This is a genomic window from Streptomyces ureilyticus, from assembly GCF_011045025.1.
Classification (GTDB): domain Bacteria; phylum Actinomycetota; class Actinomycetes; order Streptomycetales; family Streptomycetaceae; genus Streptomyces; species Streptomyces ureilyticus.
Genome location: NZ_JAAKZX010000233.1, coordinates 1 through 13,609, shown reverse-complemented (window position 1 = coordinate 13,609; position 13,609 = coordinate 1). Strand labels below are relative to the sequence as shown.

At 69.7% G+C, this 13,609-nt stretch carries 13 protein-coding genes; 8 read left to right on the top strand and 5 right to left on the bottom strand.

Translation table 11 applies throughout. The features are described from left to right. A partial coding sequence (locus G6048_RS40935) for a VOC family protein (protein WP_328828449.1) occupies positions 1–531 on the bottom strand: 531 nt, incomplete at its 3' end. A 244-nt stretch (positions 532–775) separates the two neighbouring features. Between G6048_RS40935 and G6048_RS40930 the strand changes: the two genes are divergently transcribed. The 4 genes from G6048_RS40930 (at position 776) to G6048_RS40915 (ending at position 5,030) form a co-directional block, all read left to right on the top strand. Further along, complete coding sequence (locus G6048_RS40930) at positions 776–2,044, top strand: aromatic ring-hydroxylating oxygenase subunit alpha (protein WP_328828447.1); 1,269 nt, start codon at positions 776–778, stop codon at positions 2,042–2,044. Then, complete coding sequence (locus G6048_RS40925) at positions 2,041–2,865, top strand: SDR family NAD(P)-dependent oxidoreductase (protein ID WP_206342752.1); 825 nt, start codon at positions 2,041–2,043, stop codon at positions 2,863–2,865. Before G6048_RS40930 ends, G6048_RS40925 begins: the two co-directional genes overlap by 4 nt. 32 nt (positions 2,866–2,897) lie before the next feature. After that, complete coding sequence (locus G6048_RS40920; RefSeq protein WP_165344681.1) at positions 2,898–4,634, top strand: PEP-utilizing enzyme; 1,737 nt, start codon at positions 2,898–2,900, stop codon at positions 4,632–4,634. Between the two features lie 81 nt (positions 4,635–4,715). Continuing rightward, positions 4,716–5,030 carry a putative quinol monooxygenase gene (locus G6048_RS40915; RefSeq protein WP_165344680.1) on the top strand — a complete coding sequence of 105 codons (315 nt, stop codon included), beginning with the start codon at positions 4,716–4,718 and terminating at the stop codon, positions 5,028–5,030. 18 nt (positions 5,031–5,048) lie between these two features. Here G6048_RS40915 and G6048_RS40910 read toward each other — a convergent pair whose 3' ends face one another. Genes G6048_RS40910 through G6048_RS40895 form a run of 4 tightly spaced genes read right to left on the bottom strand, consistent with a single transcriptional unit; the run spans position 5,049 to position 8,065 of the window. Further along, the gene (locus G6048_RS40910) at positions 5,049–6,107 is read right to left on the bottom strand and encodes an NADP-dependent oxidoreductase (protein WP_328828444.1); all 1,059 of its coding nucleotides are present in this window, start codon (positions 6,105–6,107) and stop codon (positions 5,049–5,051) included. 4 nt (positions 6,108–6,111) lie between these two features. Beyond that, positions 6,112–6,327, bottom strand: coding sequence for a hypothetical protein (locus G6048_RS40905; protein WP_033318590.1), 216 nt, complete (start codon positions 6,325–6,327; stop codon positions 6,112–6,114). Positions 6,328–6,332: 5 nt separating this feature from the next. After that, the gene (locus tag G6048_RS40900) at positions 6,333–6,674 is read right to left on the bottom strand and encodes a 2Fe-2S iron-sulfur cluster binding domain-containing protein (protein WP_328828442.1); all 342 of its coding nucleotides are present in this window, start codon (positions 6,672–6,674) and stop codon (positions 6,333–6,335) included. Continuing rightward, positions 6,659–8,065, bottom strand: a complete 1,407-nt coding sequence (locus tag G6048_RS40895; protein WP_235990958.1) for an aromatic ring-hydroxylating oxygenase subunit alpha — start codon at positions 8,063–8,065, stop codon at positions 6,659–6,661. The genes G6048_RS40900 and G6048_RS40895 overlap by 16 nt, the downstream gene beginning before the upstream one ends. A gap of 337 nt (positions 8,066–8,402) precedes the next feature. On the opposite strand from G6048_RS40895, the gene G6048_RS40890 reads away from it, so the two are divergent. The 4 genes from G6048_RS40890 to G6048_RS40875 are packed head-to-tail and all read left to right on the top strand — an operon-like array spanning position 8,403 to position 13,199. After that, positions 8,403–9,545, top strand: a complete 1,143-nt coding sequence (locus G6048_RS40890; RefSeq protein ID WP_165344677.1) for a sugar ABC transporter substrate-binding protein — start codon at positions 8,403–8,405, stop codon at positions 9,543–9,545. Further along, complete coding sequence (locus tag G6048_RS40885; protein WP_165344676.1) at positions 9,542–11,050, top strand: sugar ABC transporter ATP-binding protein; 1,509 nt, start codon at positions 9,542–9,544, stop codon at positions 11,048–11,050. Before G6048_RS40890 ends, G6048_RS40885 begins: the two co-directional genes overlap by 4 nt. Before the next feature lie 5 nt (positions 11,051–11,055). After that, complete coding sequence (locus G6048_RS40880) at positions 11,056–12,156, top strand: ABC transporter permease (RefSeq protein ID WP_165344675.1); 1,101 nt, start codon at positions 11,056–11,058, stop codon at positions 12,154–12,156. Then, positions 12,156–13,199, top strand: a complete 1,044-nt coding sequence (locus G6048_RS40875; RefSeq protein ID WP_165344682.1) for an NAD(P)-dependent alcohol dehydrogenase — start codon at positions 12,156–12,158, stop codon at positions 13,197–13,199. The genes G6048_RS40880 and G6048_RS40875 overlap by 1 nt, the downstream gene beginning before the upstream one ends. The last annotated feature ends 410 nt before the right edge of the window (positions 13,200–13,609 follow it).

Sequence of the window (13,609 nt, the reverse complement as noted above, 5' to 3'; positions counted from 1 at the left end):
CTCTGTCCGATCCGGCCCCGGATCCCCGCCCCGCCCGTCGACCAACTCCACCGCGTTGCCTTCCGGGTCTGCCCAGAAGCTGATCCGCCGGCCCCGCGCCCGGACGACGACCGGGGACGACAGCGGGCGGGCGCCGACGGCAGGCAGTGCGGCGACGACCGGTGCGATGTCCTCCAGGTGGAACGTGAGATAGGACAAGCCGCGGCGTGCGGTCAGCGGCACGGCCGACGGGGTGGGGGCGGGTACGGCACTCTCCCGAGGCTGCACCAGCTTGATCCGCCCGCCGGAGGCCGTCCCGGATGCCGCCCCGACGGGCACCTGAAGCCATACGACCAGAAGCGGTCCGCCCAGCCCGGCGGGGCCACCGATCGACTGCGGGATGTGCGACCGGTGCACCGGAACACAGCCGAGCGCCTCACGGTAGAAGCGCTCCATCAGTTCCAGGTCGCGCACCACGACACCGGCCTCGAAGGGTTGAGTCATCGCCGCCCCCAGGGCGGCCCTGGCCGGATCGGGTGCGCCATGGGTCACCGGACCACCTTCCGTCGGGCCATTACCACCGCACTCCCGCAGCTGGAGTCGATCCCTAGAAAGATCGAGTCGGGCCAGGGTTACCCTCGCAGCAGACAGCGAAGGTGACCTGCGGAATGTCGTGCAGCTGACTTTGACACTTTCTATTGACACACAACACTAACTCCTGTTGTTGTGGCGATCGCAGCGGAGCTGTAGCACCAGAACCCTTCACCAGCTCGCGGCTGGGAGGATTGAGGACATCGTGGTCCAGATCAATTCACCGGAGACCGGAGCGGCGGGCGACGAGCGTCCCCTGCCGCCGCCCGCCCCGGAATACCACTCATGGATCGGCCAGAACCACGCCACCGATGCCGCGAGCGCGGCCATGCGGCAGGACGCGGCCGAGCTCGCCGAGCGCGTCATCGAGCACTACCGCAACAACACGACCCATGAGGTCGAGGAGCAGTGGACGGAACCCGTCGACAACTACCTCGACGCCGACCGTTGGCTGCGGGAGATGGACGCCGTCCACCGGAGTGTTCCGCTCCCCCTCGCCATGGCGTGCGAGCTTCCCGGACCGGGCACCTACAAAGCGCTGGACGTGCTCGGCATGCCGATCCTGATCACCCGGGACCGCAAGGGCGTCGTGCACGCGATGATCAACGCCTGCCGGCACCGTGGCGCCGAACTCGTCGAGCCGGGCTGCGGCGTGGCGAAGCGCATCACCTGCCCCTACCACGCCTGGTCGTACGACCTTTCGGGCGAACTGCGCGGCGTGTACGCCGAGAAGACCTTCGGCGACGTACCGCGCGAGAAGCGCAGCCTTGTACAGCTCCCCGTGGGTGAGCGCGCCGGCATCGTCTTCGTATCACTGGACCCCTCCGCCGAGCACGACCTGGACGCCTGGCTCGGCGACCTGCAGCCACTGCTGGAGGGGCTCCGCTTCGCGGACTGCCACCACTACGGCACCCGCGAGCTGACCAGCCCCAACTGGAAGGTCACCCTCGACGGGTACCTGGAGACCTACCACTTCGCCTCGCTGCACACGAAGACGGTCTTCGAGACGAACTTCTCCAACATGATGGCCCACGACACCTGGGGCCCCCACCAGCGCCTCGGCGCCGCCCTGCGACCCGTCGCCGACGTGGTGGACCTGCCGCCGGACAAGCGTGACCCCGGCGACGTGGTCGGAGCCATCTACTGGCTCTTCCCCGGCCTGGCCATCGCCGGCACCTGGCGCAACAAGATCGCCGTCTCCATCGTGATCCCCCGGACGGCCACCGAATCGGTGACCCAGCAGATCATCCTGCTGCGCGAGCCGGCCGTCACCGAGGAGGAGCGGCACGCCGCCGACCAGTTCGGCGAGTGGTTCTACGAGGTGGTTCGCGACGAGGACTACGCGACCACCTACGGAGTGCAGCGGGGACTCAAGGCCCTCGCCGGGACCGATTTCGTCTTCGGACGCAACGAGCCCGGACTCCAGCACTTCCACCGCACCATCCACCGCCTCCTGGACGAAGCGTCCAGATGACGAACTCTCAGAACTCGCAGGAGAACAGCATGGTGGCTACTGGCAGCCTCGACGGACGTGTCGCGGTGATCACGGGCAGCACACGCAGCATCGGCCGCGCCATCGCCGAGGCCTTGCTGGCCGACGGCGCGACGGTCGTGATCAGCGGCCGTTCGGAGCTCAAGGGCAAGCAGGCCCTGGAGGAGATGGACGCCGGGGACCGGGCGGTCTTCCACCCCTGCGACGCAAACAGCCAGGAGGACATCGAGGGGCTGGCGGACTTCGCCGCGGAGCGCTTCGGCCGCCTCGACATCTGGGTCAACAACGTCGGCGGCACCTCGGGCTTCGCCCCCGTCCACGAGCTCAGCGACGAGGCCTGGCACAACGCCCTCAACCTGAACCTCAACGCCTACTTCTACGGCACCCGCCGCGCCCTGCCGAAGATGCTGGCGGGCGGCTGGGGACGCATCATCAACATCTCCTCCGTCGAGGGCAAGCAGGCCAACAAGCCGGCGATCAGCCACTACATCACCAACAAGCACGCCATCCACGGCCTGACCAAGGCGACCGCCTTCGAGTACGGCACCCAGGGCATCACCTGCAACGCCATCTGCCCCGGCGCCGTCGACACCGACCTGATGCGGGCCGCGGGACCCGCCGCGGCCGAGGCCGAGGGCATCTCGTACGAGGAGTGGCTGGGCCGCTTCGCCGAGCACGCCGCCACCAAGCAGATCACCACCGTGGAGCAGATCGCCGGTGTCGCTTCACTGCTCGCGAGCGACGCCGGTGCGGGCATCACGGGCACACTGATCAGCGTCGACGGCGGAACGGCGCAGTGGTGAGCGAGGGAACGGACGGCGGGAGACCCATCGCCATGAAGCACTGGATCACCGACTGGCAGCGCAGCGAGCGACTGCCTCACTACACCCGGGCCAACGCGGGCGAGACCCTGCCGGAACCGGCCAGTCCGCTGGGCTGGTCCCTGATCTGGGGGCGCGGTCTGCAGGGCTGGCGCCGCGGCTTCGTCGAGTTCGGCATCTACCGCGGGGACGAGATCACCGGCGACCGGCCTCCGTTCGTGGGAATCTTCGGCGGCTACTTCTACCTCAACCTGTCGCACCTGCGGCTGTTCGGCATCCGCATGGGGCAGACCGCGGACGACATCGACGCGGCCTTCGTCGGCCAGCGCTCCGACACACCGGTGTACGTGCCGCATCCCGACGACCAGGACCCGGAACTGACGGCCAAGGCCGGGGGGACGCTCCAGCGGATGCTCGGCCAGGCCGACTACCCGCAGGGCGACGCCGACCAGGAGCGGCTGCGCCGGATCCGCCGCGAGCGACCCGATCTGGCGTCCCTGTCCGACATCGAGCTGGTGGCGTACGCCCGCTCTTTGCTGGACGAAGTGGAGACGACCTTCCAACGGCACGTCGAAACCTCGCTGCCCGCGTCGGTCGGACCGGCGATCCTCGGCCCGCTGTGTGCGAGCGTGGACCGTCCGGGAACCATGCTGGACCTCATCAGCGGTCTCGGTGATGTCGATTCGGCCTCCCCCTCGACCGGGCTGTGGACGCTGTCCCGGCAGGTGGTGGCCTCGGCCGAGCTGACCGCGCTGTTCGACCAGGGTCCGGCCGCCGTGGAGCGGGCGCTCGACGGGGCGAGCGGGGACGTGAAGGCGTTCCGCGACTCCTTCGAGGAGTTCCTGGCCGCCTCCGGCGACCGCGGGCCCAACGAGTGGGACATCCACGCGCTGTCCTGGGAGGCCTCGCCCGTCCAGGCGCTGACCCTGGTCGACCGGATCCGGCACAGCGCCGCCGACGACTCTCCTGGGGAACGTCACCGCCGGCTGGCGGAGAGGCGCGAGCAGCTCGCCTCGGAGATCCGGGCCCTGCTCCCGGAGGAGGTGCAGCCGATGTTCGACGCCGGAATGCACGCCGCCCAGGTGTGGATCCCGGCCCGCGAGCGCACCAAGGCGAACTGTGTGACCGTCATCAACGAGATCCGGATGGCGATACGTGAACTCGGCCGCCGCGGCGTCGAGGCGGGGCGCTTCGCCCGGCCGGAGGACGTGATGATGCTGCTGGACACCGAACTCGACGGCTATGTCGCCGACCCGGAGTCCTTCGGCCCCGTCATCGCGCAGCGCCTCGAGGAGTACGCCGGGCTGCACGAGCTGGAGCCGCCGTTCTTCGTCGCCGGTGACGCGGAGACCGAGATCGACAGCTGGCCGCGGCGCGCCGAGGGGCGGACCGAGGCCGCGATCGAGGGCGATGTGCTCAGCGGAGTGGGCGGCAGCCAGGGGACGTACACCGGAAAGGTCCGCGTCGTCACCGACCCGGCCTCCTGCGAGGCGCTGGAGCCGGGCGAGGTACTGGTCGCGCCGATCACGGACGCGGCCTGGACCCCGCTGTTCCTCGTCGCCGGAGCTGCCGTCGTCGATGTGGGCGCGCTCAACAGCCACGCCGTCGTGGTCTGCCGCGAGCTCGGCATTCCGGCCGTCATCTCCGTCGAGGGCGGCACGCGACGGTTGCGGGACGGCATGGTGATCACGATCGACGGCGACAAGGGAACGGTCACCGTGGACAGCGTCCCGGCGGCGCTCGTCATCTGAACCGCCGCGGGCCCGTCGCTTCCCCTGACAGGGGCGACGGGCCCGCGCGCATGACCCGAGAAACCCGAGAAGAGGACCACCGTGTCAGAGGAAGTCATCGTCGCCGGCTGGATGGACTACGAGCCGGGCGACCGCGACACGATGCTGGGGCATCTGGTCGAACTGGGGCACCGGACCCTCGAAGAAGAGCCGGGCTGTCTGGACTACGCCATGACCGCGGACCCCAGCGACGAGCGGCGGATCCGTGTGTACGAGCGCTGGGCCTCCCAGCGGGCCCTCGACGACCACTTCACCACCCCGCACATCAAGGACTTCCGGGCAGCAGTGGCCGGGCTGACCCGGGTGGGGGTCTCCTTGCAGGCTCACGTGGTCGCAGTGTCCCGATCCATGCGCTGACGGTGAAATCCCCTGCGGTTACGCGGAATCGCCCAGCCCCAGCCGGACCAGCATCTTGCCGACGTTGCCACCGTCCAGCAGGGACAGCAGCGCCCCGGGAGCGTTCTCCAGGCCGTCAACAACAGTCTCGCGCGCGGTGATCCGGCCCGTACGGAGCCAGCCCGCGACGCGCTCCTCGAACTCCGCCCGCAGGTCCTCGTGATCGCGCACGATGAAGCCGCGCAGCGTCAGCCGCTTGAGGACCGCCTGGATCAACTGGTTGATGTCGGCCGACCGTTGGCTGGTGCCGACGGACCGCCGCTCCCCGCTGAACTGCGACATCATGCCGCACAGGGCGACCCGGCCACCGGTCCGCAACGCGTGCAGGGCGGCGGCCAGTTGTTCCCCGCCCACGTTGTCGAAGTAGACGTCGACGCCGTCGGGCGCCATCCGGGCCAGCGCCTCGCGCACCGGCTCGGCGCGGTAGTCCGCGGCGGCGTCGTAGCCGAACTCCTTCACCAGCAGGGCGCACTTGTCCGGCCCTCCGGCGGTCCCGACGACCCGCTCCGCGCCCAGCAGCCGCGCGAACTGCCCGGCGGCACTGCCCACGGCCCCGGCCGCCGCCGACACGAAGACGGTGTCGCCGGGGCGTATCTCGGCGATCCGTGCCAGCCCGACGTACGCGGTGAAGCCGGTCTGCCCGAGCAGCCCCAACCAGGTGGGCAGCGGGGCGAGTTCGGGGTCGATACGACCGGCACCGTCGGTGTCCGCGGCGTCCAGCACGGCCCAATCCCGCCAGCCCAGCTGGTGGCGCACATACGCCCCCGCCGGCACGGACGAACAGCGGCTCTCCTCCACGACGCCCAGTGCCCGGCCGTCGAGCGGCGATCCGGGTGTGAAGTTGTGCGTGTAGTGCTTCTCGGTGCTCTCCAGCCGCCCGCGCATGGACGGGTCGACGCTCATGTAGAGGTTGCGGACGAGCAGTTGCCCCTCGCCGAGGGACGGGAGCGGGCGCTCCTCGACGGCGAAGTCACCGGTCAGCGGTTCCCCGTCCGGTCGGCGCACCAGACAGACCACTCGGGTCGTACGGGGCGTCACGGGGTCACTCCTCCGGCTGCTCGGGGACGCGACGCCGGGCGAGGCGGCCCACCCAGCCGGCCATCTGGAGGTCGGCATGGCGCAGCTCGCCCGACTGCCAACGGGCCTGGAAGTCAAAGATGCCCCGTGCTCCGGACTTCGGGTCGGTCACCTCGACCAGACCGTCCTCGGTGAGCCGGTACACATGCCCGGTCAGCGGATGGATCACTTGCTTGGACATGGGGCTCACTCCTGCACTCGGGGGCGTACGCCGCGCTTGGTCACGGTCACCGGGCCGTCGACCCGGAGCCGGCAGGCGAGCCGGGTCAGGCCGTCCACGGGTTTACGCAGAGCTTCGATGCCCTCGCGTTCCAGCGGGTCCACGGGGGAACAGTTCTCGGTGCCCTCCTCGACCGCCACGAAGCAGGTACGGCAGGTGCCCTTGCCGCCGCAGACGGTGGGCCAGCGGTATCCGAGCCGCTGGGCGGCGCTGAACAGGTCTTCGCCGTCGAGTACTTCGAGTTCGACGCCGGAGGGCCTGACCGACACACGATGGCCCGCCACACAGTGGGTCACGTGTTCATCCACCGGTCGAGCGTCTGGTTGAAGTGGCGGATGCGGCTCTCCTGGTAGTTGGCCAGGGTGATGCCCGGCTTGCGCATCGCCTTCAGCCCTTGCTGGACGTAGGGGAGGTTCTCGCAGTCCTGGTCGAAGACGGGCCCGAGGACACCGAGTTCGGGGATGTCCGCGAAGAGCATCTCCTCCGGTACCCAGCGGATCTTGGCCGGGGGCGGCATCTCGCCGGGCTTCTTCGGCGCCGACATGAAGATGATCTCGGCGGTGCAGGAGTCGGGGTCGAGACCGTTGGGCCTGAACCGGTAGATGATGTTGGACTTGGCGCCGCCCCAGGGGTTGAAGTTGGGGAACAGCAAGTAGTTGATGGCGTCCAGGAGTTCGGTGTCGGCGGTCTGGGAGAAGTCCTGGGTCGAGGTGGCCGCCAGCTGGGCGCGCATCCGCTCGGCGAGGACCTGGCGGGCGGTGCCGCCCGGCGGGATCGGAGGCATTTCCTCCCCGTCCGACATCACCAGGTCACGGCCCTGGGCCGCCGCGTAGAACGCACGCGAGTCGTAGAACGTCTCCAGTACGTCCTCCTCCGTGACGGACTCCGCCACGTGAGGGCTGGGGGCACCTTGGATGTTGATCATCCGGTTCCAGTTGGGCTGGTCCGCCATGACGTCGTACTGGGAGTTGGCGTCCGCCAGCCACGGCAGCATCTGCGGGTGGGTGGCGATCACATGGAAGGACTCGATGAACGCGTCCTGGGCCACCTTCCAGTTGCAGGGCAGCACCTTCGCGATGTGCAGCGACTTGTAGCGGTCCTCCAGCGGCCAGATGTAGTACTCGTCGAAGGTGCCGCGGTAGCTCTCGAAGGACTCCGCGTACGGGTCCATGTTGATGAAGACGAAGCCGCGCCAGGTCGCCACCTGGGCCTCGGGAAGTGCGAACTTCTCCGGGGTGACATGCGGGAAGTCCCAGGAGCAGGGCGGGGTCTGCATGGTGCCGTCGAGGTTCCAAGTGAAACCGTGGAACGAGCAGCGGAACTCGCCGACGTTGCCACCACTGGTGCGCAGCTTGCGGCCGCGGTGCAGACACACGTTGACGTACGCGCGGATCTCGTCGGGGGCCGTCCGTACGACGATCAGCGAGTCGTCGCCGATCTCGTAGACCTCATGGTCGCCGACCTCCGGAATCTCGCTCTCCAGGCAGGCGAACTGCCACACGCGCCGCCACACCTGCCGCATCTCGCGCTCCGCCCAATCGCGGGAGACGAAGCGCGCGGAGTCGATGTCCTCGCTGCCGATGTAGTCGTTCCTGTCGTGCCTCAGGGCGGCGGGAACGGGGCGGCTGTCCTGGTCGAGGTAGTCCTGGACGCTGGGCCCGGGGCACCGCTCGGCGACCGACTCCGACGTTTCGTCCATCATCTCTCCTCCGACAGAAACTTTAGAGTGAGTGTAGTTAGCCGACGCGGCCAGGAGCAACACTCGTGACGGTGTCCGGATCCCGGGTCGGCCGAGGTCGTCGGGGGAAAGTCCCGCACGGGCTTGAATTTGTGGTGACGAACCTCTCCCCAAGCCTGCCGGGGCGTGTCACACTCCGACGCACTTGAGGCTGTAGTGCCTCATAAGTTTCTTGGCCTGAGCGGAGTTTCGTCGCCCCGGCCGCAGTGCCGCGCGGTCACCCCGGCGGCCCGTGCCGTACCCCACGACGGCGGTTCACGCAGCACTCTCGACCATCCATGCGTGGGAGCACTCAACGATGAGTTCCAGACCCCGTAGCGCGGTCCGCCGCGCCCTCACCGCGACCGTCCCCGTCACCGCCCTGCTCGCCCTGACGGCGTGCGGCGGCGACGCCACTCCGGCCGCAGGCGCCTCGCAGGCCGCTGCGGCCAACAGCCCGGGCCTCGCGGCCGCTCGTGAGGCCGCGGAGATGTACGCCGACCGCCCGGCCCGCATCCCCGTCACCGAGCCGGTGGGCAAGGAGATCCCCAAGGGCAAGCAGATCGACTTCATCCTCTGCGGCGTCCAGTCCTGCAAGGACCTCGCCGACTTCTTCACGGCCGCCGCCGAGGAACTCGGCTGGACGGTGAAGCAGATCCCCACGCAGGGCACGCCCGAGTCCGTCCAGGCCGCCTACGAGCAGGCCGTACGCGACAAGCCGGACGCCGTCGTCGCCTCGGGCTTCCCCCGCGCGGTCTACGCCAAGCAGCTGGCGCAGCTGAAGGCGGCCGACATCCCCGTCATCCAGTCGAACGCCGACGACGTGGTGGGCGACGGCATCTCCCTGCTGAAGAACGGGCCGAAAGACGTCGGCGTCCAGGGCGAGATGATCGCCTCATGGGTGGTGTCGGACAGCGGTGCCAAGGCCAACACCGTGTACTTCGATCTCCCGGCCTACACGATCCTCAAACCCGTCAAGGAAGGGTTCGCGGCCAAGTACGAGCAGTGGTGCGAGAGTTGTGCGCTCGACAGCGTCGACGTGCCGATCACGTCGGTCGGCAAGGACATGCCGGACCGCGTGGTGTCGTACCTCAGATCGCATCCGAAGGTGACCCACGTCGTCTTCTCCCTGGGACTGCTCAACGTCGGCGTCCCGGCCGCGCTCAAGACCGCCGGCATCACCGGCAAGCACATCGTCGTCAACGTCGGTGACGCGCAGAACTACCAGTACATCCAGAGCGGCCTCACCGACGGCGCCATGGCACTGAACTCCCATGAGACGGCATGGCTCCAGGCAGACGCGCTGGCCCGCCACTTCACCGGCCAGTCCATGGACGTGGCCCAGCAGGCGGTACTGCCCAACATGCTGGTCACCAAGGACAACCTCCCCTCCGCCGACGGCGACTTCCCGCTCATCGAGGACTACGAGGCGCAGTTCAAGGCGCTCTGGGGCCTGAGTTGACCCGGCCGCTGCTGCGGGTGGCCGCCCTGTCGAAGAGATTCGGCGGAACCCAGGCGCTGAAGGACGTCGATCTGGAGGTCGCACCCGGCGAGATCCACGCACTGATCGGCCCCAACGGTTCCGGCAAGTCCACCCTCATCAAGATCCTCGCCGGCTACCACCACGCCGATCCCGGGGCGGTCGCCGAACTGGACGGCGAGCCGTTCGACCTGAGCCAGGTCGCCGCCTCCCGTCACGACCGGCTCCGCTTCGTCCACCAGGAGCTGGGCCTGGTGGGCGAGTTGAGCGCCACGGACAACCTCGCGCTCAGCCGTGGTTTCGCCCGTACGGCCTTCGGCAACATCCGCTGGCCGGAGATGGAGCGGCGGACGACCGCGCTGGTGGAACGGTTCGGCCTCGCCATCGACGTACGCCGGCCCCTGGCTCTGGCCTCTCCCGTCCAGCGCGCGGTGGTGGCCATCGCCGCCGCGCTGCAGGGCTGGGAGGGCCGGCGCGGCGTCCTGGTACTCGACGAACCGACCGCAGTGCTGCCGCCCGGTGAGGTGGCCCGGCTCTTCGACATCGTGCGGGAGATCCGCGACACAGGTGCCGGCGTCCTGTACGTCTCGCACCGGATGGACGAGATCTTCGCGCTCGCCGACCGGGTCACCGTGATCCGCGGCGGGCGACGGATCGCCACCCTTCCCGTCGCCGGCCTCACTCCGCGCTCGCTGGCGGAACTGATGGCGGGGGAGGAGATGGAGACCGACCACCGGCCCGCTTCCGCTCCTGGTCCCTCCGAAGCCGTACTGGAGGTCCGTGACCTGTGGGCGGGCCCCCTGCGCGGAATCGACTTCGACCTGGCCAGGGGCGAGCGCCTGGGCATCACCGGCCTCGTCGGCTCCGGCCACGAGATCGTGCCGTACGCCGTGTGCGGGGCTCACACCGGGCCGGTGCGCGGCAGGCTGCGGCTGCCGGAGCGCTCCGAGCGGTGGGTCGACGCGCGCGACGCCGACAGTCTCGGCCTCCCCCTGGTCCCCGCGGACCGGGCCGGCGAGGGAGTGATCGGCGACTTCTCGGTGGGGGAGAACCTCACCCTTCCCCTCCTCGACCGCCTCCGTGCCCGCGTCGGCCGACTGCACCGAGGACGGGAGGGTGCGCTCGCCGAGGAGTGGATCGAGCGGGTCGGGGTGCGAACGGCCGGACGCGGGGCCCGGATCACCACCCTGAGCGGCGGCAACCAGCAGAAGGTCGTGATGGCCCGCTGCCTGGCCCAGCGCCCACCGGTGCTGATGCTCTGCGAACCCACGGCCGGCGTCGACATCGGCACCCGCCTCCAGCTGTACGACCTGATCGAGCGTCAGGCCGACGAGGGCATGGGCGTCATCGTGTCCTCCTCCGACACCCAGGACCTGCTCGCGCTGTGCAACCGCGTCCTGGTGGTGAGGGACGGCCGGGTCGTACGGGAGATCGGCGGCCGGGACATCACCGAGCCCGCGCTCGTCCATGCCATGGAAGGAACTTGAGGGACATGACATCCACCCCGACCCGGGCCCGCCCCGCCGCGCCACCGGAACCGGACAGGCCCGCGCCCGCTCTTGGTGCGTGGGGCCGACGGACAGCGGCGGCTCTGTCGTTCCGGAACATCGGCGCCGTCTACGTATGGCTGGTCATCGTCGTGCTCTTCTCCGTCTGGGTGCCGGAGACGTTCCCGACAGCCATCACGGTCAAGCAGGTCCTGAACGGCAACGCCGTGGCAGGACTGGTCGCCCTGAGCGTCGTACTGCCGCTGGCCGCGCGCGTCTTCGACCTGTCCGTCGCCTTCATCATGTCGCTCACCAGCGTGCTGACCGCGTACTTCATGGTCTCCACGGGCCTGGGTCCCGGCGCGGCGATCGCCCTGGCGATGACCGCCGCGCTGCTGATCGGCGTGGTCAACGGAATCGTGGTGGTGGTGCTGCGGGTCGACTCGTTCATCGCCACCCTGGCCACCGGGGCACTGATTCAGTCCCTGATCACCATGGTCACGAACGACAGCTCCATCACCGGTGTGCAGCTACTGGCGAAGCCGTTCGCGAGCATCGCCCAGCTGGACGCGGGCGGCATCACGCTGCCGGTGCTGTACCTGCTGCTCGCCGCTTCGGCCATCTGGTTCCTGCTGGAACACACCGCCAGTGGGCGCCGGTTGTACGCGACCGGCTTCAACGCCGACGCGGCACGCCTGCAAGGAGTACGCACCGACCGGCTGCGGTTCCTGACCCTGGTGGCGTCCGCGTTGCTCTCCGGTTTCGCCGGGATCGTCTTCGCGTCCTCGGTGGGATCCGGATCGCCGACCGCCGGCACACCGTATCTGCTGTCCGCCTACGCGGCGGCCTTCGTCGGGGCGACCCAACTGCGTGCGGGCCGGTTCAACGCCTGGGGCACCGTGCTCGCCGTACTGCTCCTCGGCACCGGCATCACCGGGCTCGGGCTCGCCACCAGCGCGCAGTGGGCCGCGAGCCTGTTCACCGGCTCGGTCCTCATCGTCGCGCTGGTCCTCACGGGTGGGCGGATCGCGCTGCCGACGGTTCTGCGCCGCCGGAAGTCACCGCCCGCCGAGCCTGTCACCACGCCTGACAAGGAGATCTCATGATGAAAGCGGTTCAGTACCGGACTATACGTGCAGGGCCCGAGGTGGTCGAGGTTCCGGTGCCCGAACCCGGCCCGGGCCAGGTGCTGTTGAAGGTGACGGCCGCGGGGCTGTGCCACTCCGACCTGGCCGTCATGAGCTGGCCCGAGGAAATCTTCCCCTATCCGCTGCCGATGACGCTGGGACACGAGGGCGTCGGCACCGTCGCGGCTCTGGGCAGCGGTGTCACCGAGGTCGCGGAGGGTGACGAGGTGGCGGTGTACGGCCCGTGGGGCTGCGGCCGCTGCCGTACCTGCGCCGAGGGCAGGGAGAACTACTGCCCGCACGCTCCCGGGCTCGGCATCCTGCCGCCCGGGCTTGGCTCTCCCGGCGCCCTCGCCGAGTACATGGTGGTGGACTCGCCCCGCCATCTGGTGCCGTTGGGCGGACTGGACCCGGTGCAGGCGGCGCCGCTCACCGACGCCGGGCTGACGCCGTATCACGCGATTCGGCAGGCGCTGCCGAAGCTGGTGCCCGGGAGTACGGCGGTGGTGATCGGTGTCGGCGGGCTGGGGCATCTCGCGGTACAGCTGCTGCGCGCGCTGACGTCGGCCCGGGTGGTCGCTCTCGATGTGAGCAAGGAGAAGCTGGAGCTGGCGCGCGCGGTGGGTGCCCACGAGACGCTGCTCTCCGATGAGGAGGCGGCGACACGGGTACGGGAGCTGACCGGGGGTACCGGGGCGGAAGTCGTGCTGGACTTCGTGGGCGCCGAGGCGACCTTGGCGGTGGCCGCCGCGGCGGTGGCAGTGGCGGGCGATGTGACCGTCGTCGGGATCGGGGGTGGGACTCTGGCGGTCGGCTTCGGTGGGGGGCTGCCGTTCGGGGTGTCCGCGTCGGCGCCGTACTGGGGGAGCCGGGTGGAGCTTGTCGACGTTGTCGGGCTTGCGCGGGAGGGGCTCGTCTCCTCCCATGTGGAGACGTTCTCGATCGAGGATGCTCCGTTGGCGTACGAGCGCTTGCATGCCGGGGAGGTCAACGGGCGTGCGGTGGTGCTGCCGCACGGGTGAGCCGGGATGCGGGCGTGGTTTTTTCGCCCCGCCGCCCTTACCCGTCCCGTCCCTGGGGCCTGGCCCCAGAGCCCCGCTGAGGGCTGCGCCCTCAGACCCCCTTCGGGGCTTTGCCCCGGGCCCCTCGGGGCTTCGCCCCGGGCCCTGTTTCGGGGCTTGGCCCCAGCTCGGACCCCCGTTGGGGGCTCCGCCCCGGGCCCTGTTTCGGGGGCCAGCCCCCGGACCCCTGCTCCTCAAACGCCGGAGGGGCTGATTTTCCGCGGCCCTGGGCTGATTTCCGCAGCTGAGGTTCCGCTGCCCAAGTCGATCCTTGCCCAGGGGACACTTTGCAGCCCAGTCCCGCATCAACCAGCCCGTCCGGCGTTTGAGGACGAGGCCGTTCAGGCCGAAAGCGGGGGTCTGGGGGCGGC